Here is a 25,324-nt window from a genome sequence, read left to right as displayed (position 1 = left end):
CTAGCGTAGTGTCCCACACCGGCCCGATCACATATCCGGGTGCAATGACAAGATAAGGAGAACAACGATGTCATCCACTGAGCATATCAACCCGGCCACCGATATTGTCGTCGTGGCAGCCAGTCGTACTCCCATGGGTGGTTTTCAGGGCAGTTTGAGTTCGCTTAAAGCCACGGAGCTGGGCAGTGTTGCCATTCGACATACACTACAGGCTTCCGGCTTGCCAGCAGAAGCCGTCGATGAAGTTGTGATGGGCTGTGTTTTGCCTGCAGGTCTGGGTCAGGCACCGGCACGTCAGGCTTCACGTGGTGCCGGTTTACCCGATCATGTTGGCTGTACCACGGTCAACAAGATGTGCGGCTCAGGCATGAAGGCCGTCATGATGGCGATGGACCAGATTCGTGCCGGTGAGGCGCGCATCATGGTGGCAGGCGGGATGGAGTCCATGAGTAATGCCCCCTACCTGCTGCCGAAAGCGCGTGCCGGCCTGCGGATGGGCCATCAACAGGTAATTGATCATATGTTCTTTGACGGCCTTGAGGATGCCTACGAGGGCGGGCTGATGGGCGTGTTTGCGCAACAGGCGGCGGACCGCTTTCAGGTAACCCGTGAAGAGATGGATGCGTTCGCCATCAACTCCCTGCGCAAAGCCCAGATGGCGGCAGAGCAGGGATGGCTGAACAGTGAGATGGCTCCGGTCAGCATCCAGGGTCGAAAAGGCGAAGAGCAGGTAACTCAGGATGAGCAGCCCTTCAAAGCCAACATCGACAAGATCCCGACCCTCAAACCCGCGTTTGCCAGAGACGGCAGTGTCACTGCGGCGAATTCCAGCTCCATTTCCGACGGCGCTTCTGCACTGCTGCTGATGTCGGCGGCAGAGGCCGAACAGCGTGGCTTGCACCCACTGGCGCGGCTGCTGGCGCACAGTACTCATGCCCAGCTGCCCGCTGAGTTCACGCTGGCTCCCATCGGTGCCATCGATAAAGTCTTGAAGAAGGCCGGCTGGGATAAATCGTCGGTCGATCTATTTGAAATCAATGAGGCTTTTGCCGTGGTGACCATGCTGGCGATACGCCAGCTGGAGCTGGATGAAAGCAGAGTCAACATCTTTGGCGGTGCCTGTGCACAGGGGCACCCTATTGGTTCATCAGGCTCGCGCATTCTGGTGACCCTGATCCATGCGCTGCGGCAGAAAGGGCTTAAAAGAGGCATTGCCTCACTTTGTATCGGCGGCGGCGAGGCCACGGCGGTGGCGGTTGAAGTGCTATGACACTGTTCTGATGAAAATGACTGATGAAAAAGCAGCGAGGCGCAATTTTGTTCAATAAATCCCGCTGAGCCTCACGCACACTGCCAGCTGAACTCCTGGAACGTGAACACGTTCTGACAATAAGAAGGTTTCCTCATGCTGGCAGTGATTTTTTCCATGTCCATGTTTGCGCTGGTCGGGGCCATTACCCCCGGCCCGGTCAATATGCTGGCGACCAGCTACGGGGCGCGTTTCGGTTTTTGGCGGGCATTTCCTCATGTACTGGGTGCCAGCCTCGGCTACGCCCTGTTGCTGCTGGTGCTGGGAGCAGGGGCCGATCAGGTGATTGCCCGTATCGGCTGGTTGCAGTCGGGGATCCAGTGGGCAGGTGCGCTGTTTCTGCTCTATCTGGCCTTGCGTATCATTCTGGCCCCTGTGGGCGGGCCGGTGACAGACGGCGACAGCAACGGCCATCCGGGTATCTGGCAAGGAGCGCTGTGTCAGTGGCTCAATCCGAAAGCCTGGTTGTTCGGTCTGTCCGGTATTGGGTTGTTTGTCAGCAGTGCCGGGGCATTGCCCTCCGGTCTTTATGTCTTCAGCACCGTGTCCTTTCTGGTATGCTGCTTTTCCGTTGGTTGCTGGGCTGCCATGGGGCAGGTCATCAGCCGCTACTTGCATAACGCCCTGCGTCAGCGCTGTTTCAACGTGCTGATGGGCTCAGTGCTGGTACTGACCGTTGCACTGGCGGGCATCAAGGCCAGCTTATGAAGGCAGGCGGTAGTCAGAGGTTAGCGAGCATGCAGCAACAGCCAGAGGTGTTTTTCCGTCGCAATGGGGTGCTGCCCTATGTGGAAATGCGCAGTGCCCGCTACTTCTCGGCGTGTTACGACACCCACAGCCATCCTGAGTTTTCGTTTGGCGTCGTTGACGGCGGTTACGGTCATTACATCAATAAAGGCCGGGAAATGCTGACCCAGCGTGGCAGTACAGTGCTGATCAACCCTGATGAACCTCACTCCTGTAATCCGGCGCAGGCGCCCACCTGGTCCTACCGCATGCTGTTTGTCGATACCGCATGGATGGCTGACCTGCAGCGCTGCATGCTCGGTGCATTCAGTGGCGAGTTTGTGCCCTTTGCCCGGCCTATGGTCGATGATCCGGCGACCTATCAGCATTTTGATCAGCTGTTTTGCGCACTGCTGAATGAAGATGACGCCATGGCTGCGGAAGAGGCGCTGATTGGATTTATCCAGAAGCAGTTCCAGCCGCTACTGGCCAGCGAGCCGCGCTTTGACAGCGGACAGATGAAGCAGGCCAAAGCCGTCATTCTGGACAGGCTGCAAGACAACCTGTCGATTGACGAACTGGCGGCTGAAGTCGGGCTGAGCCCCTATCATCTGATTCGCAGTTTCCGCACCGCTTACGGTCAGACGCCCCACGCCTTTTTGCTCGATCAGCGGATCAATCGTGCCAAACCCTTGCTGCAGCAGGGGCAGGCCATTGCTGATGTCGCTCAGGCGCTGGGGTTTGCCGACCAAAGCCACTTCCAGCGTCATTTCAAACGCCGTATCGCGGTCACTCCCCGCCAGTATCAGGCCTGCTTTATTCGCGGATGACGGGCTACTAACCAGCGTCGTCAGCGTTATCTCTCCAGCAGCAGCCTGGAAAAGTCACAGGCCTGCTCCGCCAGTTGCGCAATATGCTGATTGATACCCAGCTGACGGTCTGCCCGATACAGTACCGCATAACGAATGCGCGGCAGGCCGGGTCGGGTTTTCAGAATATGCAGCGTGCCCTGATCAATCAGATGTTGCAGGCAGACTCTGGGCAGATAGCTGACCCCGGCCCCGGACAGCGTCAGTCCGATCTGTACCAGCAGGTTCTGGCTGACCACTGTCTTCGGCAGCGGGATGCGGTGTTCGGCAAACCAGCGGTCATAGACCAGCCCGGTGCCTGAGCTGTTGCTCTGCACATGTACCGGAAAGTTGGCCAGCTCAGACAGATCGATGGTTTCGCTGATATTGCTGAGGCTGGGAGAGCACATCCAGGCGTTTTCGACACTGTGCAGCGGCACGGAAATAAAGCGGGTGTCGTTGAAAACATCAGGGACGACGATCAGATCAAGTTGATCCTCCTCCAGCTTTCTGAACAGCTCGGCACTGGATTCCACCGACGGTTCGATCTGCACTTTCGGATAGGCCTTGCAGATCATATCGACCAGTTTGGGTAACCAGGTAAAGGCCGTCAGCTGAGCGCGGGTGGCGGCTAACTCCTGCGCACAGGTTTTATCGCCTTCAACTGTGGCCACGGCCGCTGCCTGACTGATGATGGGCAGGTTGTGGTCTGCGATACCCGCTTTGTCATCGTTCTGATCAGATCAGCCGGTCTGGCGGCATAACCGACAAGGTCACCTTTTTTCATGTTTTTGGATGTGCAGTCTCAGACCGTGCTGGTAATCCTGTGAGCAGGTTCTGAGGCGATTCTGTGTCAGTCGTACAGGCAGCACGACTACCGTTTATCAAAAGCGGCTATGCGTTTCGGGCATAGAGGGGGCAATGTGGACAGGGAGTATCTGGCAGCAGGGCAAGGCACGGTTTGCCCTGCAGAGGGTGGAAAGGAGGCTCGTTCACTGCAGTTTTTTACAAGCCGACGGTGCCTGAGCGGAGTAGACTGTTGAAGCGCCAATACATCATGGTGTCTGCCATTCCGGTTTCAGCAGTGACGTTCTTGCCCTCATGACCAGCATCCTTCTCCCTGACTCGACCAAGCCTGCGATCCAGCATCAGCTGATGGATACCCTGCCGGGTGTTGAGCTGGTGCGTGCCTATTACCAGGGGTTTGAGTTTGAGCCCCATGTGCATGAAGACTTCCATATCGGTATCTGTGATTTCGGTGCGCAGGATTTCATGCACAAGGGCAGCCGTTATGTGCTGGCACCACAGCGCCTGTCGCTGATCAATCCGGATGATGTGCATGACGGCAAAGGTGCTGTCACGGGGAACTATCAGGTTCGCTGTCTGCGGGTCAGTGCTGACTGTATTGCGCGGGTGGCAGAGCTGCAGGGGCAGCCCAACCGCAAAATTTTCTTCAGGGGGCCGGATATTGCGGACCCCTTTCTCTATAACGGCTTACTGCAACTGCACCGGGCCATGGAGATGCCCGGTGTGGAGCCGCTGGCGACCGATACCCAGCTGATGCTGGTGCTGTCTCATCTGATTCAGCGCTATGCCGATTCACCTCAGGGCGAGTCTGAGCGAAGTGGCAAGGGCAGCAATCAGTTCAGTGCGCTGCAACGCCAGCAACTGAAGGACTACCTGCTGGCCGACATCTGCAACAAGCATCGTCTGGCTGATCTCGCCGCCCTGTTCAATCTGAGTGAGTATCAGTTTTTGCGACGCTTCCGCCAGAGCATTGGTATGACGCCTCATGCCTATCTGCTGGCATTACGGGTGGACTGTGCACGCCGCAGCCTGATGCAGGGCAAGACAGTCAGTGAGGCGGCGATGGCGGCTGGCTTCTATGACCAGAGCCATCTGGTGCATGCCTTCAAGCGCCGCTACGACCTGACGCCTTCCGCTTATCAGCAGCAGGTATGGCGCTGACGGCGTGGTCACGATCTGCTGTACACCGGCCATACGAACACTGGCATATGGCGATCCGAACTGCATTTTTTTACAAGCTGGCTGTTTTCGGAATCGCTAATCTGATGGCAATCCCGATTCCCATGAATTGCTTGTCAGGTATTCGCCATGTCTTTCGCATCCTTACTCTTCACTCTTGGCTGCGTGCACTTTGCTGCGCTGGTTGCCCCCGGCCCCGACTTCGCCCTGATGCTGCGCGCCAGTACTCTCGGAGGGCGTCGTCATGCGTTCCTGCTGGCGCTGGGTCTTTCCACCGCCATCATGATGCATACCGCCATCGTGACCTTTGCCGCCAGCGCATTGCAGCAGGTGCTGCCCGGTATCATGCGCGTGTTGCCCTGGCTGGCAGCGGCCTGGCTCGGCTGGCTGGGCTGGAGTTGCCTGCGGGCTGCCTGGCAGTTTCAGCCCGTACAGGGCGAGGACACAGCCACTGGTGACAATGCCCGACAACTGGGCAATGGCTGGTGGACTGGCTTTGCCACTAACGTGCTTAACCCCAAAGCCTATGTCTATTTCTTCAGCGTGATTGCCGGGATGCTGCCCGCGGTCAGCCCATTACAGTTCAAGCTGTCACTGGTGGCGCTGTTCTTTGTGCTGGCGCTGGGCTGGTTTGGCTTTCTTGGCTGGGCGCTGAACATCCCGCGTTTACGCAACTGGCTGATGAGTCATGAGCGCGGCACGTTGTACTTCACCGGCGCAATCCTGACGGTCTTTGCCTTGCTGCTGGTAGCGCAGGGCGTGGCACGCTTGAGTCTGTAGCGGTGTTCGCTTTAATGTCATTAAATGTATATTTATTTGTATAAATGTGTATTTATGTATAAAGTGGCCGGTTCGTCAGGCAGGTTCGCAGCGGAGTGGCTGCAGTGATGACCTGATGTTCCAACCTGGTGTTGAGCATTGTTGTCATGTTGGTCGACGAGGCAATCTGAGTGTTGGAAAAGGAATGTATTTGGACATTGGAGTTGATATAGGGAGGTAGTGATGTCGTCCACATCAGCCGCTAAACGCAGTAAAAATAGTGAAGTTAAAGACGTTTTAGTTCGCGCCAAACAAACTGCAGGGGTTGCTGCGAAGTCTGCAGGGCGAACTTCTCAGCATACGGAAGAGCTGGCAAACCCCTTTGCAGATATACAGTCCAATACCTTCTATAAAATTATCCTGAATCCTGACTTCAGCCCGACGGAGCGCAAGGAAGCAGTAGCCAAGGCACTGACGTTTACCCATGACAAGATTGAATCCAGTACTCGACTGGACGAGTTCAATCAATTCAAGGAATACCTTCAGCACGAGCGCAAACGTATGGCCAAGGAGATTATCTCCTTGACCGATACTGATGCCTTCTCTGAATTGAAGGCCGTCTACGATGAAATCAATCGTGCCCTGTTGTCATTTGAGTCGAAAATAACGCCTCTTACCGACATCGTGGATGCGGTCTATACCCTGCGGATGGATGGGGTTACTTTTGATGTGTTCCGCGAAATCGCCAATGACAAGGAAAAAGAGGCCGAGTTGCTGGCATTGCAGCTGCAGCAGTCCGCTGAGCTGGAGCGACTAACACAGAGTATCGAGGAAATGCGTCGCCAGGTTGCCATTCTTGGCGAAGACAAGGGCTGGTTTGGATTCGGTAATGTGCGTCGCAGCTCGCGGGAAAAAATCGCCTTGCTGCAACTCGACATGCAGGAGTTGACTCAGGAACTGCAGGAATTGACGCAGCAGATTGACGCTACTCCCAAGGCCTTTGTCGCACACACTGAGCTGGCTGAATACCGTGATCAGAAGGCCAAGCTTCGTGAGCTGCTGGATATTAGCTCTGATCAGCACATCCAGCGGCAGCGGGATTTAGTCAGTGCGGCTCAGGAGTTTATTAATACTACGGAGACGCGCGTTGGCACCGTATCTCAGCACTTTGATCAGATGAACGGACAGATTGCCAACCTAAGCGAAGCCAATTACTCCATGCGTGAAATTTACGCCATCATCAACGATGCGACCAAGGATGCCGAGCGTTCCAATGAGAACATTCGTGAAACGCTGCAGCCTGGCAGCGTCGATGAAGGCGATATTGAAAAGATGGCGCGTGAACGCTCCAAGCGCGACCTGGAAGGTCACATCAAGGCACTGGGTACCTCGTCTGTCGACACCACCACGGTACTGGCAGAACTGACCACCTCCAGTCATCGCATTAAGTCCATGCAGGATGCCAATGAGCAACAGATCAGCAAGACGCGTCAGCTACACAGTTCGGGCGTTGCGGGTGTAGCGGATCAACTTAGCACGGTATTGCAAGCGGTATCGTCAGCTGCGCTGGGCGAGTCTTCGGAGATGGCTCGTATGTCACTGGAGCGTATGCAGCAAACTACCAATGACTTGGGTCAGAAGGAGGTCATCCGTGTTGCTCTTGGTTCCAAGGAGATCAACTCCGAGCTGGCGAAAGCCCTGGAGGATCTGGAGCAATATGGCCAGGTGGTGGAAGCGGCTACCAGCATTACTCGTCAGGGGCTGGAGGAAACCAAGGAGTTACTTGGTCGCCTGGAAGATACTGCACGGGGTGTGCAGAATACCGTACGTGACTCCTTTGCGGTGGCTGCCGATGTAACCGCAGGAAAATATGATGGGGAGACTGCTGGAGAACCCGTCAGCGACATCAAATCATCCGGTAATCCGTTTAATTTCTGATAGACCTCCAGTCGGGAGGTCTATTGGATCAAACGTTGAGCCGACGCAGAAATACACATCAGATAGCAGGTTTGCGAATTCACTATCACGTGAACCGAGAGGCCGCCTTTGCCATTCTGATTGATCACCCCCAACTGCTCCTGGCCAGGATGGAATGCTTCCATCCTGGCTGTCTTCCGTTGCACTTTGTGTGCAGTGACGCTTATGGATGAGAAAGCTATGTCACATTTTCTGACACGTGGCCGGGATTATCTGGCCAGACATCTTGATTTCAAACTGGTCGGCCGCAGTGTCGAGCTGAACAAGCTGGCTGGCACTCTGATGCGTAATCGTGCCAACAGCATATTGCTGGTTGGCGCTGGGGGCGTGGGATGTTCTGCAATCTGCATGGGCCTGCAGGCAGCCAAAACAGATCCTGCGGCGCCTTTCGACCTGCTTAGCAAGCGCTTCTTCTGGTTGGATACGGACGGTCTGTTTGCGTCCGGTGACGGTGCGCAGATCAATGAGGCGTTTCAAAAGCTGCTGCGTACTCTGGGACGTTCTCGTGACACGGTACTCATTGTCGAAGATGCGCGGGACTTTATTGAAGCGGCACGCAACAACGGCTGTACGCACTTTATAAATGCCTTGGTCAGAGAAGTTCGCCATGGGAGGTTTCAGGCCATTTTCGAGACTCGTGACGAGGATCTTGAGGTTGTGCTCAAGTGCCACTCGGACATGCGTGAATACTACACCATGCTGGATATTCGTGAGCCTGAGCAACATTGCCTGCAGCACATCGTGACTGAGGCGGCACAGCGGTTGGAGCATCACCATCACATCTGTATCCGCCCCGATGCGGTGGATACTGCGATCATGCTGACCAGCAAATACCGTGTTCAGGAAATGAGCTTGAGCAGAGCTCAACCTGAACGGGCGCTCAATCTGCTGGACCGGGCGTTGGCCAGTTATCGTCAGCGCGTCCATGCTCAACCAGTTCGTCATGATGAAATGCGTCTGACACAGCAGCAGTTGACTCTGGCCTTGCAACAGGAAGTCCTGAGTGTTGATGAGCGCGAGGCATTGCTTCGGCAGCAGTCCACTCTGGAGGATGAGATAGCCAAAGCTCGCCAGACTTGGCAGGACATGCAGGAGCGTCTGCGGCAGTGTTACCGTTCCCAGCGAGAAGGAGAGGAGACCTTGATCGCTTTGGAGGAGGAACTGGATACGTTACGCAAACAGCAGGCTGAGCGGCAAACAACTGAGCCTGAGCTGGAAAGTAAGCCCGGATTCAGAGCCTTTGGCTCAGCGGCGTCTGTAGGGTTTGAGTCGGAAGCCATTACACGGGTAAAGAACGATATTGAGCGCTTGCAGTGCAGTGTTAAGGCCAATAAGGCCGAGTTCGAGTCGTTGACGGCGGAGTTCAATCGCAGTCTGGCGTTATCTGCAGACGATGTGCTTCGTGAGTTTAGCAGTATCTCCGGCATCGCTGTTGATAAGCTCAACCAGGATGAGCGCAGCAAGTTACTCAAGTTGCAGGCTACCTTGCAGAGCCGAGTATATGGTCAGGATCATGCGGTAACTCAGTTGGCCGATGCCGTGCGAGTAGCGCGTGTAGGATTGAAGGATCCGGAAAAACCACAGGCTTCTTTTATGTTTCTTGGGCCTTCTGGTACGGGTAAAACGGAACTGGCTAAAGCGTTGGCTTCTGCTTTGTATGACAGCGAAAAAGCTCTGCTGCGTTTTGATATGTCGGAATACATGGAAAAGCATGGTGTTGCCAAGCTGATCGGAGCTCCTCCAGGTTATGAAGGCTATGAGGCGGGAGGTATTTTGACCAATTCCATGCGTGCGAATCCTCGTGTCATCGTATTGTTTGATGAGATTGAAAAGGCCCACCCTGACGTATTCAACGTGCTGCTGCAGGTGTTGGACGACGGGCGCTTGACTGATAACCGAGGCCTTACTGTGTCGTTCAGTGAGGCTATTATTCTGATGACAACTAATATTGGCCAACCCAACTTTCTGGATGAGGCTCTGAGCTTTGATGATGCTGTGGCCGAAACCTTGAAAGAGTTGGATACGGTATATCGCCCTGAGTTTCTCAATCGCTTCAATGGCCGACAGAATATTGTTTGCTTTAACCGTCTTGGCTTGCCGGTAATCGAGAAGATTGCGAGGCGGGAAATCATCAAGCTCAATCAGCAGATCAATGCAGGTGGCAAGCGTATCCACATCGACGTCTCCGATACCACTCTGGCGGAGCTCTGCCGTGCCATCTATTCACCGGCGACTGGCGCGCGTGGTGTGCCCGGTTACATCACTACCCATATCAAACCCGCTGTCGCCAATACCTTGCTGCAGACGCCGGAGGCTGAGGGCAGTATGGTGATCGAGTTTGATGCGAACAGTCGCAAAGTGCGGATATTGCCTCCTGGCCCGAATGATCGGCTCCAGTAACAGCGCGGCAGGCGGCTCTCTGGCCGCTCGCCAGGAGTTCGCCAGACAAGGAGTTACCGAGTTATGAGCAAGGATGTTCCACCTTCTGCTGCTGAAGTTCTGCGTCGGGCGCAGCGTATTCTGCAGCAACAACGTCAATCCTCTTCTGATAGAAAGCAGCGGAGGACAGTTCCCCCACTTCCAGACCAGCCAGTGCCCGGTGCGCTGGCGCGGTTGATTTTTGCAGTTATTACCTGCTGTAAAGTGCTGCTGAATACGCTGTTTTTGCCACTGTGGTTGTGGCGTCGCTGGCGTGATGGGTGGCTGTTAACCTGGGTATTATCCTGCTGGCGCTGGTGTGCCTGTCAGCAGAAGGCGGGTACGCCGGTATGTGATCATAATGGCGATATGAGCTTCTCCCCCAGGCGACTAGTTGTAATGTCGGCTGCTGGCTTGGCAAGTGGCTGGCTACTCTATCTCGGTGGATGTGCTCTGTACTTTTTCTCTACTCAGTTTGAAGAGCTGGTGTACACAACCGGCAAGCAGGAAATCGTGGCGGGTGAACGTTATCAGTTCACTGGCTGTACCTCGTTACCCTGTAGCACCTCAGCCAACAACGGCAAGTACTACACCATCGAAAGTAGCCTGTTCTTACCTGCGTTGTATTATCCGGAAGAGGATGTTTACGCCAACATCCCACAACAGGATGCGGCCTGCACCATTAAAGGTTATGGCATCTATTTCCGACGATTGCGCGTGCTCTATCACTATGCGCAGTGGTATCAGCACGTCTATAACATTTCCTGCCGTCCTTACACGGAGAAAGAGAAAGCTCAGGTCGTGCAGTCAGGTGTACTGCAGCAGGAATAGGCTGAAGTTGCTGAGTCAGAGGTGGGTAAAGGACTGACATGGCAAAGTATCGATGTGCGCGCACGATTCAGGCTGGCTATTGCTGATAGTGCTCCAAGGCTTAGCAGGCTGTTGAAAAACGTCATCGAGGCAGCCGAGACAAGGAAAAAACAGGCGAAAAAGCGGAGTTTAGTGAACTAAATGAGCATTTTGAGCCTGTTTTTGACGTGGTATTCGGCAACGCAGATAGATTTTCAACGACCTGTTAAGGCTCAAAGGCAGATAGTATTCATGGCATAGCATTTGTATCGAAATGCCGTTCCCGATTGTTCTGACCGAGAAGTAACTGATGTATCGATCTGTCTATCTGGCTGGCCCCGATGTGTTTTATCCCAATGCCCGTGCTCTGGGCGATGCGAAGACGGCGCTGTGTGAGGAGTTTGGTCTGAAGGGGCGCTTCCCGCTGGACAAGGAGCTGGACCTGACCGGGCTGACACCGTTTCAGGCTGGCCTTGCCATCTATCGTGGCAATCTCAAGCTGATGGACCAGTGCGATATCGTCATCGCTAATCTGACGCCCTTTCGTGGCCCCGGTATGGATGGCGGGACAGCGTTTGAACTGGGCTATATGCAGGCGCAGTTCAAACCGGTGTGGGGTTATTCACTGGATGCCCGTATTTACCAGCAGCGCGTGGTGCAACCCACCGCAGGCGTGGATGAAAACGGCCTGTCGGTGGAGCGCTTTACCATGGCAGATAATCTGATGATGATCGGCGCTATTGAAGACAGTGGCGGGCAGTTCATTGCCCGAGACGGTGACTGTCTGAACATCGATGATCATCTGCAGGTGTTGCGCGAGCTGCTACAGGCGCTCACTGCTCAGGCGTGAAAGGCACCTCTACTCTGGTCAGATACTCCCGGTGCAGCGCCTCTGCAGGGCCCGGCTGACCAAACAGATATCCCTGGAACAGATGGCAACCCAGCTCAATCAGCTTGTCGCGCTGTTCCAGCGTTTCAACCCCTTCAGCAATGATATGCATGTCCAGTGTCTGCCCCAGCGCAATAATGGTCTTGATGATGGCCGCATCGTTGGCATCGCTGAGCAGGTCGCGCACAAAGGAGCGGTCGATCTTCAGCTGATCAAGGGGCAGGCGTTTCAGATAGCTCAGGGAAGAGTAGCCGGTGCCGAAGTCATCCAGTGAGAAGTGCACGCCTTTGCGGCGCAACCGGTTCATGGTGTAGATGGTGCTTTCCATATTGGAGATCAGCTGACTCTCGGTGATCTCCAGTTTGAGCAGATGGGGAGCGGCACCGGTCTCGCCGAGAATCTCCAGCACGTCTGAGGCAAAGTCCGGGTGGTGGAACTGTCGCACACTGACGTTGACCGCCACCGGTATGTTGCACAGATAGGGGTGCTGCGACCACTCCACCAGCTGGCGGCAAGCCTGACGCAGAATCCACTGTCCGAGCGGCAGAATCAGGCCGGTTGCTTCGGCGACGGGAATAAACTGTGCAGGCGGAATCAATCCTTTGGCAGGGTGCTGCCAGCGGATCAGGGCTTCAGCACCCTGTAGTTTGCCGTCCAGATCCACCTGTGGCTGGTAGTGCAGCAGGAACTGCCGTGATACCAGTGCTACACGCATATCCGCTTCCACTGCGGCGCGGGCCAATGCGGCTGACTGCAGATCCGGCGTAAAGAAGCGCAGGGTATTCCGGCCCGCAGCCTTGGCCTGATACATGGCCAGATCAGCATGCTTGAGCAGCTCTTCCACCGTACTTTTTGGGTCGTCAAACAGGGTGATGCCAATACTGGCGGTGGTGTTACAGATATGGCCGCTGAGCTGATAAGGTCGCGACAGCACGGCCAGCAGGCGTCGGCCCAGGCTTTCGGCGTAAGAGCGGGCACGGCTGCTGTCCTTATCGAGCTGATCCAGCATCATCACGAATTCATCACCACCGAGACGGGCAATGGTGTCCTGCGTGCTGATCTCTGCCTGCAGGCGCTGTGTCACCTGCTGTAGCAGCTGGTCGCCCACATCGTGGCCCATGGTGTCGTTGAGATCTTTGAAGTTATCCAGATCAATAAACAGCAGGGCGCCGCTACGGGGGGAGACTTCCCGGCTGCTCAGGGCGGTCTGCAGGCGTTCGATCAGCAGACGGCGGTTCGGCAGCTGGGTCAGGGTGTCGTAGAACGCCAGCCGGTGAATTTCCTGCAGATGCTGCTTCTGATCGGTGATATCGGTGGAGATACCGCAGATGGCATAGATGCTGCCGTTCTCGTGGCGCAGTGGCATCTTGATCGAGTGATAGGTGCGCAGTCGTCCGTCATTGCTGCGGTTGACCTCTTCAGCGACCAGACGTTTGCCTTCACTCAGTACCTTGCGGTCATTCTGATGAAGGTTGAGGCAGGTCTCTTCGTCGAAGAATTCCTCGTCACTTTTGCCCAGCAATGCTTCCAGCCTGGTGTCAAACAGATCACAGACCTTCTTGTTGGCGTACTGATAATTCAGCTGGGTATCCTTGATGTAGATGTAGGAATCAATGGTGTTGAGAATCGTCGCCAGCTTGTCTTCGCTGGCTTGCAGATAGCGGGTTTTCTGCCGCACCTGCCGACGTAGCAACGCATTGCCGCCTGTTGCCAGCACCAGCAGGGCAATCAGACCATAGAGCCACCACCAGATCTGCTCAGGCACCAGTGATCTGGGCTCCTTGCCGCCCCAGCGCTGCAGAATATCGTAGTAGACCGACTTGGAGTCGGCTTGCCACAGGTCGAGGTATTGATCGATGGCCTGCAGCAAATCCGCATTCTTGCCCTTGGGGGTGGCATAGAACAGTTTGGCGGGCTGGAACATGATGGGGGTGGCTTCGAGGTGATAGTTAGGCGCCTGAAAATCACCAAACTTGGCATTGGAGACCGCGACATCGGCTTTGTGGCCCGCGACCAGCTCAAAGGCTTCTTCCAGATTACGCACCGGCACCAGCTGGGCATTGACGGAAAAACTCTTGAGCAATCCGTCCAGATAGCTTTGCTGGATTGAGCCATCCATTACGGCGATCCGCTTGTCGTGGAGGTCGAGAACAGACTGAATGTTTTCTTCGCTGTTCTGATAAACCTGCGACCAGGAATACAGCGAAGGTGTGTGGTGGAAATCGAAAATCGCTGCGCGCTGATCGCTGAAGGCCACATCCGGCATCAGGTCAATGGCACCGCTTTGCAGCAGTTCCAGACACTGCTGCCATTCGCATCTGACCGGTGTGAGTTGCCAGTGCTCCTGTCTGGCAATCTCGACAATCAGATCACCGAGGATACCCGACGGCATTTCGTTTGTGCCCATCATGATCTTGGGCGAATTCTGGTACACCCCTATTCGTACATCACGCGATGCTGCGTGAGTTAACGCAGGTAAAACTGCAAGAGGGACAACAGCCAGCAAGGCCAGCGTCAGTGGAGCACTGCCAATGGTGAGATCAGCATGAAAGAGGGTTGTTAACGACGGGCTGGCATACGGCCGGTGATCGGAAACTGCACCGGTATCTGGCCTGCTACTACACACCCGCCTGCGTCTAAACACTGTAAAAAGCATCAGCTCTAACCCTGCCGAACGTGAGGGGAGTAGGGGGTTCTGACGTTCCCATACTGTTCAGGTTGTATAGCCATTGGCTCGTATTCCATTAACCTGTTTTTACGTTGTGTAGCCATATGAAACGTAGACCCTTCCCTTCGACTCGGCAAGCCACCCACGAGCAAGTTGTCAGCCTTTGTTGAGTTTTCGATAGGCACTGGGAGCGATACCCATGACTTTCTTGAACAGGCGGGAAAAATAGTAGGCATCGTCATAACCCAGACTGTGGCTGATTTGCTGAATAGGCTGGTCGGTGATGTCCATCAGATAGCACGCCCGTTCTATTTTCAGATGAATAAAGTGCTTGATCGGCGTGGTGCCGGTCATTTCCCGGTACTTCTTCACAAAGTGGAATTTCGACATACCCACTGTGTCTGCCAGCGTGTCCAGATCAAGCTGGCTTTGCACCCGCTCTTCCATTAACGCATGCACTTCTTCCACATTAAGCCCGGGCTGTGCCTGCTGACGCAGCTGGTAACGCAGCAGGGCCAGATAGCTAAGTATCTGCTTCAGCTGGTTCGACACATGCAGCAGCGCCAGTGAGTGAAAGCCGGTCTGGCGTAATTGCAGCAGGGTGGCGAAATCCTGCACCAGCTTGGGGTGATGACCGAGACTGAGCACATAGCGACCACTGTCGATCCCGATCTGATCGAGAAACAGCGGGCTCATATGGCCGTCAAAATGCGCCCAGTAAATGCTCCACGGGTCATCATCAGCCGACTGATAGCGATGGCGCACGCCCTTGGGCAGCAGCACCAGATCACCTGCGCGGATGCTATAGCGATCCTGTGCCACCTGCAGTTCCCCGGCACCCTGAGTGCAGTAAATAAGCAGATAGTCATCGTGGCTCTCGCGCCGCATATGGTGCCCCGCTGCATGCACATAGTGCCCAAGCCCGAGCGGGTACAGCCCGCGGGTCAGCGGATTGTGCCGCAGGTCTTCCACCAGTGCGGCGGGCACAACAAAACGCAGGGAGTGTGGCTGCAGGGGCCAGTCAGAGGGTCTGCTCATCCATGTTTCTCGTTATTTTTATCAAGCGGGTGGCATATCAAGAGCCGCAATATAGTCCATCTGCGCAGCAATTTGATCAATCCCACCAAGGTTGAGTAACTGCTTAAATCACCGCACGAACAGAGACAAACTGATCGCCCGGCGATCACGGCTTCAACCCGAAAATAATGACAACAAACCAAGGTGACCGATATGAACAACGTCAATCAGCAAGGTAATGGTCTGTATAAAGACGGCATGGTGCCCCTGTTTATCGATGGTGAGTTCCGCCAGAGTGCCAGCGCAGAGCGCATTGCCGTGACCAACCCGGCGACCGACGAAGTGCTGTGCCACGCCCCCTGCGCGACCGCGGATGAAATGGAACAGGCCATTGCCAGTGCCAAAGCCGCATTCAGGATCTGGAAAGAAGTCGCTTTACCCGAGCGCGCTCGTCTGATGATGCGTTATCAGGCGCTGCTCAAAGAGCATCACGATGAGCTGGCCGGGATTCTCGCCAAAGAAACCGGCAAGACCTTTGAAGATGCCAAGGGCGATGTCTGGCGTGGTATCGAGGTGGTTGAGCAGGCGGCTAACGTACCGTCGCTGATGATGGGGGAAACGGCAGAAAACGTCGCCCGTGCCATTGATACCTATTCCTTTATTCAGCCGCTGGGCGTGTGTGCCGGTATTACCCCGTTCAACTTCCCGGCGATGATCCCGCTGTGGATGTTCCCCATGGCCATTGCCTGCGGTAACACCTTTATTCTCAAGCCCTCCGAGCAGGACCCGATGACCCCGACCCGGCTTGCCGAGCTGTTCGTCGAGGCCGGCGCCCCCAAAGGCGTACTGCAGGTAGTGCACGGCGGCAAGCAGCAGGTCGATACGCTGCTGACCCATCCTGATATCAAGGCCGTGTCTTTCGTGGGCTCAGTGGCCGTAGGCCAGCACGTTTATCGTACTGGCACCGATCATATGAAGCGAGTGCAGGCCTTTGCCGGTGCCAAGAACCACATGGTGATCATGCCGGATGCCAACAAACAGCAGGTGATCAACAATCTGGTCGGTGCCTCCGTGGGTGCGGCCGGGCAGCGCTGCATGGCCATCTCCGTGGCGGTATTCGTCGGCGAAGCTAAAGACTGGATTCCCGAGCTGAAAGAAGCCATGGCCTCTGTGCACCCAGGCCCAACCTCTGACCCGGCTGCTGCCTATGGCCCGCAGATCAGTGCCCGCGCCAAGTCACGCATACTCAGCCTGATCGAAATGGGCAAACGCGAAGGAGCCAATTGCCTGCTGGATGGCTCACAGTGTGAAGTGGAAGGCTATCCCAATGGCCACTGGGTCGGGCCAACGCTGTTCAGTGGCGTCACGCCGGAAATGACCATCTATAAAGAAGAAATCTTCGGCCCGGTGCTCGGCTGTGTGGAAGTCGATAACCTCGATGAAGCGATCTCTCTGATCAATGCCAGCCCCTTCGGTAATGGCACTTCCATTTTCACGGCCAGCGGCGCTGCGGCACGCAAGTATCAGCACGAAATCGAAGTCGGTCAGGTGGGTATCAATATTCCGATTCCAGTACCGCTGCCGTTCTTCTCCTTCACCGGCTGGAAAGGCTCGTTCTACGGTGACCAGCATGCCTACGGCAAGCAGGCGGTGCGCTTCTACACCGAAACCAAAACCATCACTGCCCGCTGGTTTGATGCCGATATTCCAGCAGGTGGTGTGAATACCTCCATTCATCTGCGCTGATCCCAATGCACTGATTCCACTGTGCTGTCCGGCTCTGGCCTCGGAACAGGCCAAAGCTGGACAGCAGGGAAGTGGATGGTGTACAAGGTGACGTTAACGTAAAGGTAAAAAATAAAAACGATATTACGCCGTCAACCGTCGCCTTGGCAGGAAGATAAGAAGCCGTCATACCGGCCGCCAAGCAGGTAACAGAGAGGAACCTGTTTATGAATTTCAATCTCACCGAAGAACAGCAAGCATTCGTCGACATGGCCCGTCAGTTTGCCATGGAACAACTGGCTCCCCATGCCGCCCGCTGGGATGCTGAGCATCATTTCCCCGTAGACGTGATCAAACAGGCTGGCGAACTCGGCTTCTGCGGCCTTTACACCCCGGAAGAGCTGGGTGGCCTTGGCCTGTCGCGGCTGGACTCCAGCCTGATTTTTGAACAGCTGGCCATGGGCTGCACCTCGACCACTGCCTATCTCACCATTCACAACATGGTCACCTGGATGATTGCCCGTTTTGCCCGCCCTGAGCTGGCGGCAGAGCTGGTGCCGGTGATGGCTGCCGGGCAGAAGCTTGGTTCTTACTGCCTGACCGAACCCGGTGCCGGTTCCGATGCGGCGTCGCTGCGCACCAGCGCCAAACGCGACGGTGATGACTACGTACTGAACGGCTCGAAAATGTTTATCTCCGGTGCGGGCTCGACGGATGTGCTGGTGGTGATGGCAAGAACCGGGGGCGAAGGCCCGAAAGGCATCTCCGCCTTTATGGTGCCAGCCGACAGTGCAGGCATCGTCTACGGCCGTCTGGAAGAAAAAATGGGCTGGAACAGTCAGCCGACCCGTCTGGTGACCTTTGAAGATGTGCGCATTCCCGCTGCCAACCTGCTGGGCTCTGAGGGGGAAGGCTTCAAGTTCGCCATGATGGGGCTGGACGGTGGTCGCATCAACATCGCCACCTGCTCCATCGGCACAGCGCAGCAGGCGCTCAACGAAGCTCTGCAGTACGTGCATGAGCGCAAACAGTTCGGCAAAGAGATTGCGACCTTTCAGGCGCTGCAGTTCAAGCTGGCTGATATGGCCACCGAGCTGATCGCCGCCCGCCAGATGGTGCGCATGGCCGCTTTCAAGCTGGATGAAAAACACCCCGATGCCACCACCTACTGCGCCATGGCCAAGCGCTTTGCCACCGATGTCGGCTTTGAGGTCTGCAATAACGCCCTGCAGCTGTTCGGCGGCTATGGCTACATCAAGGAATACCCGATGGAGCGCCATGTGCGCGACACCCGGGTGCATCAGATTCTCGAAGGCACTAACGAAATCATGCGGGTCATTATTGCCCGTCGCCTGCTGGCAGACGGGGCCGCTGAGCTGGGTTGAGTCTCCCGGCTTATCCCCTCCATGAGTTGATCGACAACAATAAAAAGGAAGCCACGATGACCGCTCCAACCTTACCCGTGACCGACAAGCTGCTGGTGGAAATGCAGGGTCACACCGCACTGGTGATCATGACCAACCCTCCCGCCAACACCTGGACTGAAGAAGGCCTGCTGGCCCTGCGTGATACCGTCACTGCACTGGCCGCTGACCCCGAGGTGTATGCGCTGGTGCTGGCCAGCGACAGTGAAAAGTTCTTCTCGGCGGGTGCTGACCTCAACCTGTTTGCCGACGGTAACAAGGAGCGCGCCTATCGCATGGCCCGCCTGTTTGGCGAAGCCTTTGAGACCCTGAGTGCCTTCCGTGGTGTCTCCATCGCTGCTATCAACGGCTGGGCCATGGGCGGCGGGCTGGAAGTGGCACTGGCCTGTGATATCCGTATCGCAGAGCAAAAAGCCGTGATGGCACTGCCCGAAGCCAGTGTCGGTTTGCTGCCCTGTGCCGGTGGTACGCAGAACCTGACCCGTCTGGTGGGCGAAGGCTGGGCCAAGCGCATGATTCTGTGCGGTGAGCGCGTCGGCGCCGAACTGGCCCAGCGTATCGGGCTGGTGGAAGAGGTGGTCGACAACGGTAACGCGCGGGAGGCCGCACTGGCACTGGCAGCCAGAGTCGCTGCCCAGAGCCCGATTGCCGTGACGGCCTGCAAAAAGCTGATCCAGCATACCCGCGTGGGTACCCACAGTGCCGCGTTGCCGCTGGAGCGGGATTACTTCCTTGATCTGTTCAGCACCGAAGACCAGAAAGAAGGGGTGAATGCCTTTCTTGAGAAGCGCAAGCCACAGTGGAAAAACCGCTAACTGCCAGAAAAGGAGCCCGATATGACCAGCCCGGAAGCGCCAATCCTGTTTGAAGAACGCCCCACCCAGAGCGGCCACCGCATTGGCGTGGCGACCCTGAATGCGGAAAAGTCACTCAATGCCCTCAGTCTGGAAATGATTGAGCTGCTGGCGGAGCAGCTGCCGCGCTGGCAGGCCGACCCCGGTATCGTCGCGGTGTGGCTGCAAGGCAGTGGCGAGAAAGCCTTCTGTGCCGGCGGCAATATTGTCCGCTTGTATGAGTCCATTAAGGAAAGCGGCCGCCAGCGTAACCCCTATGCCGAGCGCTTCTTTACGCTGGAGTATCAGGTTGATCATCTGATCCACACCTTCAATAAGCCGCTGATCTGCTGGGGTCATGGCATTGTGATGGGCGGTGGTCTGGGGCTGATGTCCGGGGCACGCTTTCGCATCGTCACGGAGAAATCCCGCATCGCCATGCCCGAAGTCGCCATCGGCCTTTATCCGGATGTGGGTGGCAGCTGGTTCCTCAACAAGATGCCCGGTCGCGTCGGCCTGTTCCTCGGCCTGAGCGGTGTTTCCATCAATGCCGGTGATGCGCTGTTTGTCGGGCTGGCGGATCGCTTTCTGCCCAACGAGCTGCGCGCAACCACACTGGACGAAATGGTCAGCCTGCCGTGGCAGGGCAGTGGCCATGCCGACGAAGCTCTGGTGGACGACTGGCTGCGCAGTAAGGAAGAAACTCACCGGGAAGCCATCCCCCTGTCGCCCGTGCGTCAGCATCTGGATCAGATCAACAAGCTGATGGATCACGGTCACGCGACGGCGGCCTACAGTGCGCTGGCCACACTGGAAACCGACGACCCCTGGTTGCAGCAGGCAGTAAAAGGCGTTCGCAAAGGCAGCCCGGCCTCCGCCGTGCTGATCTGGGAGCAGCTGCACCGCGCAAGGCACTGGTCGCTGGCACAAACCTTCCGCGAAGAGCTGGTAGTCTCGGTCAATTGCTGTAGCCACGGCGAGTTTGCCGAAGGCGTGCGTGCGCTGCTGATCGAGAAAGACGGCAACCCCGCATGGCAGTTTGCCTCGGTGGAAGCCGTGCCCGCCGCGTGGATCAGCGAACATTTCGTCAGCCCCTGGATCGCACAAACGCACCCGTTGCAAGGGCTGGGAGAGTCGAGCGGTTCCTCATCTCCCTCAATCCCTCTCCTGCGAGGGGAGAGGGACTTTTGAGTACATCGCAGCCGTCGTGTTTTGACCGATAGCGCTGAGAGATAACGCAGAAGCGAAGCAGGAATACTGAACTAACTTCCGGCGGGCGTGAGGGAGTCGAGCGGTTCCCTCTCACCCTAAATCCCTCTCCTGCGAGGGGGGAGGGACTTTTGAGTACATCGCAGCCGTCGTGTTTTGACCGATAGCCCTGAGAGATAACGCAGAAGCGAAGCAAGAATACTGAACTAACTTCCGGCGGGCGTGAGGGAGTCGAGCGGTTCCCCCTCACCCTAAATCCCTCTCCCGCGAGGGGAGAGGGACTTTTGAGTGCATCGCAGCCATCGTGTTTTGACCGATAGCGCTGAGAGATAACACAGAAGCGAAGCAAGAATACTGAACTAACTCCCTGCGGGAGTGAGGGAGTAGAGCGATTCCCCCTCACCCTAAATCCCTCTCCCGCGAGGGGAGAGGGACTTTTGAGTGCATCGCAGCCGTCGTGTTTTGACCGATAGCGCTGAGATATAACACAGAAGCGAAGCAAGAATACTGAACTAACTCCCCTCGCCCCTTGTGGGAGAGGGGCTGGGGGAGAGGGGGGAAACCCCAACACCTATCCCCAAAACAGCTTCACAACAACCTGCTAACCCACAACAAAAACAACAAGTGAGGACACCAAAATGGCAACTATCGGATTTATCGGTCTTGGCAATATGGGCGGCCCGATGGCCGTCAATCTGGTTAAAGCCGGGCATAACGTCAGCGTGTTTGATCTCTTTCCCGAGGCCATGGCCAAAGTCACTGAAGCCGGTGCCCGAGCGGCAACCAGCGCTAAAGACGCTGTCAGTGGCGCAGATATCGTGATTTCCATGCTGCCGGCGGGCAGGCATGTGGAAAGCCTCTATATCAGTGGCGATGGCCTGTTTGACGTGATCAGTAAAGGCGCACTGGTCATCGACTCCAGCACTATCGACGCCGATACCGCGAAAACAGTCGCGGCGGTGGCAGAGTCCAAAGGGCTGCAGTTTATTGATGCGCCGGTCTCCGGTGGGGTAGCCGGTGCTGCGGCAGGCACGCTGACCTTTATCGTCGGCGGTAGTGATGAAGCCTTCGCCCATGCGCTGCCCGTGCTGCAGGCCATGGGCAAGAACATCTTCCATGCCGGTTCAGTCGGTGCCGGGCAGATCGCCAAGGTCTGCAACAACATGATGCTGGGCATCCTGATGGCGGGCACCGCAGAAGCACTGAATCTGGGTATCAAAAACGGCCTCGACCCCAAAGTGCTGTCCGACATCATGGTCAGCAGCTCTGGCCGTAACTGGGCGCTGGAGCTGTATAACCCTGTCCCCGGTGTGATGGAAAACGCCCCTGCCAGCCGCGAATATCAGGGCGGCTTTATGGTCGATCTGATGGTCAAAGACCTCGGGCTGGCACAGGAAGTCAGCCTCGGCAGCCAGTCAGCCACACCCATGGGGGCACTGGCGCGTAACCTGTTCAGCCTGCACGCCAAACAGGGCAATGGCCGGCTGGACTTTTCCAGTATCTATCAGTTCTTTAAACAGTAAGCCGTTCAAGCCGCAGTACCAGGGCTCCGCCGTCTGTATGCCAACGCCAATGGCGGAGCGACCTCACGCGACAACAATAAGAAGTGAAGGGACTACGCATGCGCTACGAAGACATCTATCAGCAATCCATCAGCCAGCCTGAACAGTTCTGGCGACAGCAGGCGGAAAACATCGCCTGGTTCAGGGCGCCCCAGCAGATACTGACCGCGATGCCAGACGGCACCCATCGCTGGTATCAGGATGGCGAACTGAACTCCTGCTACCTCGCTGTTGACCGCAATATTGAAGAAGGCCGCGGCGAGCAGGTGGCGCTCTATTACGACTCGCCGGTGACCGAAACCAAAACCGCCATCACCTTCAACCAGCTGAAACAGCAGGTGTGCCAGCTGGCTTCCGCCCTGCGTGCGCAGGGGGTGGAGAAAGGTGACCGGGTGGTGATCTATATGCCGATGGTGCCTGAAGCGGCAGTGGCCATGCTCGCCTGTGCCCGCCTTGGCGCGGTGCATTCGGTGGTCTTCGGTGGCTTTGCCCCTAACGAGCTGGCCATCCGCATCAATGACGCCACGCCCAGACTGGTGATCACGGCCTCCTGCGGTATCGAATTTACCCGCGTAATTGAATACAAGCCGCTGGTGGATGAGGCGCTGCAACTGGCTACCCATCAGCCGGAAAAAGTCATCGTGCTGCAGCGGCCGATGGCGACAGCGGCCATGCAGGAAGGGCGTGATCTTGACTGGTACGCCTGCCAGCAGGGGCATAGCACTGACCTCGAACCGGTGCCGGTTGCGGCGACGGATCCGCTGTACATCCTCTATACCTCCGGCACCACTGGCCTGCCCAAAGGCATTGTGCGTGACAACGGTGGCCATGCGGTCAGCGTCACCTTCGGCCTGCGTTACGTCTACGATATGCACCCCGGTGATACCTGGTGGGCGGTATCAGACATCGGCTGGGCGGTCGGGCATTCCTATATCGTCTACGGCCCGCTGATGGGCGGCTGCTCCGTGGTGTTCTTCGAGGGCAAGCCGGTGCGCACACCGGATGCCGGCACCTTCTGGCGGGTGATTGAAGAGTACCGGGTCAAGGCCATGTTCGCCGCACCCACGGCCTTCCGCGCCATCCGCAAGGAAGACCCGGAAGGCGAGCTGATGCAGCGCTATAACCTCAGCAGCCTCAAGTCTCTGTTTGTGGCAGGGGAAAAGCTCGATTCGGCCACCTACCACTGGCTGGCGAATCGCCTGCAGATACCCGTGGTAGACCACTGGTGGCAGACCGAAACCGGCTGGCCGATGACCGCGCCACTGATGGGCCTCGACCCTAAGCCCACACGCCTTGGCTCAACCTGTGTGCCCGTGCCCGGCTATCAGGTCATGGTGCTGGACGAGCAGGGCGAGCCGGTCGAAGCAGGTGATAACGGCTATATCGTCGCCCGCTTGCCGATGCCGCCCGGCGTCGCCCAGAGCGTGTGGAACAACCCCAGGCGTTATATCGATTCCTACCTGACCCGCTTCCCCGGCTATTACCACACCGGCGATGGCGGCTATATCGATGAGGACGGCTACGTCTTTATCACCGGCCGCACCGACGATGTGATCAATGTCGCGGGCCATCGGCTCTCCACCGGCGAGATGGAGGAATGCGTTTCAGCCCATCCTGCCGTCGCCGAATGCGCCGTGATTGCCGTGGCGGATGAACTGAAAGGGCAGGTGCCGGTTGGGCTTGTGGTGCTCAAGGCCGATGCCACCCTGACTGCAGAAGCCTTGCAGGCAGAGCTGGTCGCCAAGGTACGCAGGGATATTGGCGCACTGGCCTGCTTCCAGCGAGCGGTGGTGGTGCAGCGCCTGCCCAAGACCCGTTCCGGCAAGATCCTGCGCGCCATTCTGCGCAAGATCGCTGATAACCAGCCCTATACCCCGCCTTCCACCATCGACGATATGAGCATCCTGCCGGAAATTACCGACCTGATGCGTCAGGCGGGAGTGGGCAACTGACACGCGCCTGCGCCGTGCCGGACAGAGGCAGGGGGCAGGCCACAGACAACCGATAAGCAACAAGAGCAACAAGCGATGGAAGTAACCAATAAAGTCTGCGTCATTACCGGCGGTGCTCAGGGCCTTGGTCGTGCTATGGCCATCAGCCTGGCTAAAAAAGGTGCCAGGCTGGCGCTGATGGATGTGAACCCGGAGCGCCTGCAGGAAAGTGCCGGCCTGTGTGCCAAAGCTGGCTCGCCGCAGGCCTGCACCTATGTGTGCAATATCACCGATGAGGCCGAGGTTGAAGCGACCTTCGCCGCCATTCGCCAGCAGCAGGGCGGCGTTCATGTGCTGATCAACAATGCGGGCATTATGCGTGACGGCATGCTGGTCAAAGTGAAAGACGGCCAGCTGCAGGCCAAGATGTCGCTGGAGCAGTTCGCCAGCGTGATCAGCGTCAACGTGACCGGCACCTTCCTCTGTGGCCGTGAAGCTGCCGCCATGATGGCGGAGCAGGGCGAAGGCGGGGTGATCATCAATATGTCTTCGGTCTCCCGCGGCGGCAATATGGGCCAGAGCAACTACTCTGCCTCCAAGGCCGCGGTGGCCACCATGGTGGTGACCTGGGCCAAAGAGCTGTCGCGTCACAACATTCGTGTCGGTGGCATCGCCCCCGGCGTGATCGCCACCGATATGACGGCACAAATGAAGCCCGAAGCCATCGACCGCCTGAAGCAGGCCACGCCGCTGGGTCGGTTAGGCGAACAGGAGGAAATCGCCAATACCGCGCTGTATATCATTGAGAATGATTACTTTACCGGCCGGATAATGGAGGTTGATGGTGGGGTAAGGGTATAAAAGCGTATTGTTTTCAATCAGTTGGGAGCTAAATAGTTAGCTCCTGACGCTCTCCTTGTATGGCAGTGCCACAACGAATAAGCGTTGTTTTATTTATCTTTAAAATGTCACATATCTCATAGCGGCACGGTTCTATGGCTGCTTTTTTCTCGTATATCCCTTCTTATTCTAAAGTTTGAATTGACGTCTTTTATATAAGGTTGTATTTACCTAAGACGTTATAAAACTTCTTTACAGTGCAGAGAGGAAGCAATGGTTCGCCTACCGGATTGATATACCATCCTGTAGTCGTGGACAGATGTGAGAAAGAGAGACTTCACCATATCGAATACC

General features: G+C 56.5%; 18 protein-coding genes and 1 pseudogene. 16 read left to right on the top strand and 3 right to left on the bottom strand.

The features are described from left to right. Positions 1-67: 67 nt before the first annotated feature. The 3 genes from QCD60_RS00945 (at position 68) to QCD60_RS00935 (ending at position 2,865) form a co-directional block, all read left to right on the top strand. Positions 68-1,270: an acetyl-CoA C-acyltransferase gene (locus tag QCD60_RS00945; protein WP_279781516.1), complete on the top strand. Its 1,203-nt coding sequence runs from the start codon at positions 68-70 to the stop codon at positions 1,268-1,270. A gap of 135 nt (positions 1,271-1,405) precedes the next feature. Further along, complete coding sequence (locus QCD60_RS00940) at positions 1,406-2,017, top strand: LysE family translocator (protein ID WP_279781513.1); 612 nt, start codon at positions 1,406-1,408, stop codon at positions 2,015-2,017. Positions 2,018-2,046: 29 nt separating this feature from the next. Further along, positions 2,047-2,865 carry an AraC family transcriptional regulator gene (locus QCD60_RS00935; protein WP_279781511.1) on the top strand — a complete coding sequence of 273 codons (819 nt, stop codon included), beginning with the start codon at positions 2,047-2,049 and terminating at the stop codon, positions 2,863-2,865. 26 nt (positions 2,866-2,891) lie between these two features. On the opposite strand, the gene QCD60_RS00930 is transcribed toward QCD60_RS00935, so the two are convergent. Further along, positions 2,892-3,557, bottom strand: coding sequence for a substrate-binding domain-containing protein (locus QCD60_RS00930; protein WP_279781508.1), 666 nt, complete (start codon positions 3,555-3,557; stop codon positions 2,892-2,894). Positions 3,558-3,984: 427 nt separating this feature from the next. Here QCD60_RS00930 and QCD60_RS00925 point away from each other — a divergent pair, with 427 nt between their 5' ends. The 6 genes from QCD60_RS00925 to QCD60_RS00900 all read left to right on the top strand — a co-directional run bounded on the left by QCD60_RS00925 (position 3,985) and on the right by QCD60_RS00900 (position 11,722). After that, positions 3,985-4,851, top strand: coding sequence for an AraC family transcriptional regulator (locus QCD60_RS00925; RefSeq protein ID WP_104156993.1), 867 nt, complete (start codon positions 3,985-3,987; stop codon positions 4,849-4,851). Between the two features lie 147 nt (positions 4,852-4,998). After that, on the top strand, positions 4,999-5,649 hold the full coding sequence (locus tag QCD60_RS00920; protein WP_279781502.1) for a LysE family translocator: 651 nt from the start codon (positions 4,999-5,001) through the stop codon (positions 5,647-5,649). Between the two features lie 222 nt (positions 5,650-5,871). Next, positions 5,872-7,566 (top strand): hypothetical protein, encoded by a 1,695-nt coding sequence (locus tag QCD60_RS00915; RefSeq protein WP_279781500.1) that lies wholly within the window; start codon positions 5,872-5,874, stop codon positions 7,564-7,566. Positions 7,567-7,785: 219 nt separating this feature from the next. Continuing rightward, positions 7,786-10,005: an AAA family ATPase gene (locus QCD60_RS00910; RefSeq protein WP_279781497.1), complete on the top strand. Its 2,220-nt coding sequence runs from the start codon at positions 7,786-7,788 to the stop codon at positions 10,003-10,005. Between the two features lie 63 nt (positions 10,006-10,068). Beyond that, positions 10,069-10,854, top strand: a complete 786-nt coding sequence (locus QCD60_RS00905) for a hypothetical protein (protein ID WP_279781495.1) — start codon at positions 10,069-10,071, stop codon at positions 10,852-10,854. A gap of 328 nt (positions 10,855-11,182) precedes the next feature. After that, positions 11,183-11,722, top strand: coding sequence for a nucleoside 2-deoxyribosyltransferase (locus QCD60_RS00900; protein ID WP_279781493.1), 540 nt, complete (start codon positions 11,183-11,185; stop codon positions 11,720-11,722). On the opposite strand, the gene QCD60_RS00895 is transcribed toward QCD60_RS00900, so the two are convergent. Together QCD60_RS00895 and QCD60_RS00890 are read right to left on the bottom strand one after the other, a co-directional pair. After that, the gene (locus QCD60_RS00895; RefSeq protein WP_279781491.1) at positions 11,706-14,195 is read right to left on the bottom strand and encodes an EAL domain-containing protein; all 2,490 of its coding nucleotides are present in this window, start codon (positions 14,193-14,195) and stop codon (positions 11,706-11,708) included. The genes QCD60_RS00900 and QCD60_RS00895 overlap by 17 nt on opposite strands. Before the next feature lie 390 nt (positions 14,196-14,585). Next, positions 14,586-15,467, bottom strand: a complete 882-nt coding sequence (locus QCD60_RS00890; protein ID WP_279781489.1) for an AraC family ligand binding domain-containing protein — start codon at positions 15,465-15,467, stop codon at positions 14,586-14,588. A gap of 192 nt (positions 15,468-15,659) precedes the next feature. On the opposite strand from QCD60_RS00890, the gene QCD60_RS00885 reads away from it, so the two are divergent. From QCD60_RS00885 to QCD60_RS00855, 7 genes and pseudogenes are all read left to right on the top strand, one after another. Then, the gene (locus QCD60_RS00885) at positions 15,660-17,192 is read left to right on the top strand and encodes a CoA-acylating methylmalonate-semialdehyde dehydrogenase (protein WP_279781487.1); all 1,533 of its coding nucleotides are present in this window, start codon (positions 15,660-15,662) and stop codon (positions 17,190-17,192) included. Between the two features lie 206 nt (positions 17,193-17,398). Further along, entirely contained in the window at positions 17,399-18,556 is a 1,158-nt protein-coding gene (locus tag QCD60_RS00880) for an acyl-CoA dehydrogenase family protein (RefSeq protein WP_279781484.1), read from the top strand. A gap of 56 nt (positions 18,557-18,612) precedes the next feature. Further along, entirely contained in the window at positions 18,613-19,410 is a 798-nt protein-coding gene (locus tag QCD60_RS00875; protein WP_279781482.1) for an enoyl-CoA hydratase, read from the top strand. A gap of 21 nt (positions 19,411-19,431) precedes the next feature. Further along, positions 19,432-20,619 carry an enoyl-CoA hydratase/isomerase family protein gene (locus QCD60_RS00870; RefSeq protein WP_279781480.1) on the top strand — a complete coding sequence of 396 codons (1,188 nt, stop codon included), beginning with the start codon at positions 19,432-19,434 and terminating at the stop codon, positions 20,617-20,619. 647 nt (positions 20,620-21,266) lie between these two features. After that, positions 21,267-22,160, top strand: a pseudogene (gene mmsB / locus QCD60_RS00865) (3-hydroxyisobutyrate dehydrogenase); the annotation flags it as partial. 98 nt (positions 22,161-22,258) lie between these two features. Further along, positions 22,259-24,151, top strand: coding sequence for a propionyl-CoA synthetase (locus tag QCD60_RS00860; RefSeq protein WP_279781478.1), 1,893 nt, complete (start codon positions 22,259-22,261; stop codon positions 24,149-24,151). Between the two features lie 75 nt (positions 24,152-24,226). After that, a complete protein-coding gene (locus tag QCD60_RS00855) occupies positions 24,227-24,991 on the top strand; it encodes an SDR family oxidoreductase (protein WP_279781475.1) in 765 nt (254 codons plus the stop codon). Positions 24,992-25,324 lie beyond the last annotated feature (333 nt).

Origin of the sequence: Pokkaliibacter sp. MBI-7 (assembly GCF_029846635.1) — a bacterium.
Classification (GTDB): domain Bacteria; phylum Pseudomonadota; class Gammaproteobacteria; order Pseudomonadales; family Balneatricaceae; genus Pokkaliibacter.
This window is presented reverse-complemented; position numbering and strand designations above follow the sequence as displayed.

Excerpts from the sequence above, each read along its gene's own strand:
- QCD60_RS00860 (WP_279781478.1), top strand. The coding sequence starts at position 22,259 with ATGCGCTACGAAGACATCTATCAGCAATCCATCAGCCAGCCTGAACAG.
- QCD60_RS00945 (WP_279781516.1), top strand. The coding sequence starts at position 68 with ATGTCATCCACTGAGCATATCAACCCGGCCACCGATATTGTCGTCGTG.
- QCD60_RS00940 (WP_279781513.1), top strand. The coding sequence starts at position 1,406 with ATGCTGGCAGTGATTTTTTCCATGTCCATGTTTGCGCTGGTCGGGGCC.
- QCD60_RS00905 (WP_279781495.1), top strand. The coding sequence starts at position 10,069 with ATGAGCAAGGATGTTCCACCTTCTGCTGCTGAAGTTCTGCGTCGGGCG.
- QCD60_RS00925 (WP_104156993.1), top strand. The coding sequence starts at position 3,985 with ATGACCAGCATCCTTCTCCCTGACTCGACCAAGCCTGCGATCCAGCAT.
- QCD60_RS00920 (WP_279781502.1), top strand. The coding sequence starts at position 4,999 with ATGTCTTTCGCATCCTTACTCTTCACTCTTGGCTGCGTGCACTTTGCT.
- QCD60_RS00910 (WP_279781497.1), top strand. The coding sequence starts at position 7,786 with ATGTCACATTTTCTGACACGTGGCCGGGATTATCTGGCCAGACATCTT.
- QCD60_RS00855 (WP_279781475.1), top strand. The coding sequence starts at position 24,227 with ATGGAAGTAACCAATAAAGTCTGCGTCATTACCGGCGGTGCTCAGGGC.
- QCD60_RS00890 (WP_279781489.1), bottom strand. The coding sequence starts at position 15,467 with ATGAGCAGACCCTCTGACTGGCCCCTGCAGCCACACTCCCTGCGTTTT.
- QCD60_RS00875 (WP_279781482.1), top strand. The coding sequence starts at position 18,613 with ATGACCGCTCCAACCTTACCCGTGACCGACAAGCTGCTGGTGGAAATG.
- QCD60_RS00885 (WP_279781487.1), top strand. The coding sequence starts at position 15,660 with ATGAACAACGTCAATCAGCAAGGTAATGGTCTGTATAAAGACGGCATG.
- QCD60_RS00935 (WP_279781511.1), top strand. The coding sequence starts at position 2,047 with ATGCAGCAACAGCCAGAGGTGTTTTTCCGTCGCAATGGGGTGCTGCCC.
- QCD60_RS00915 (WP_279781500.1), top strand. The coding sequence starts at position 5,872 with ATGTCGTCCACATCAGCCGCTAAACGCAGTAAAAATAGTGAAGTTAAA.
- QCD60_RS00870 (WP_279781480.1), top strand. The coding sequence starts at position 19,432 with ATGACCAGCCCGGAAGCGCCAATCCTGTTTGAAGAACGCCCCACCCAG.
- QCD60_RS00900 (WP_279781493.1), top strand. The coding sequence starts at position 11,183 with ATGTATCGATCTGTCTATCTGGCTGGCCCCGATGTGTTTTATCCCAAT.
- QCD60_RS00880 (WP_279781484.1), top strand. The coding sequence starts at position 17,399 with ATGAATTTCAATCTCACCGAAGAACAGCAAGCATTCGTCGACATGGCC.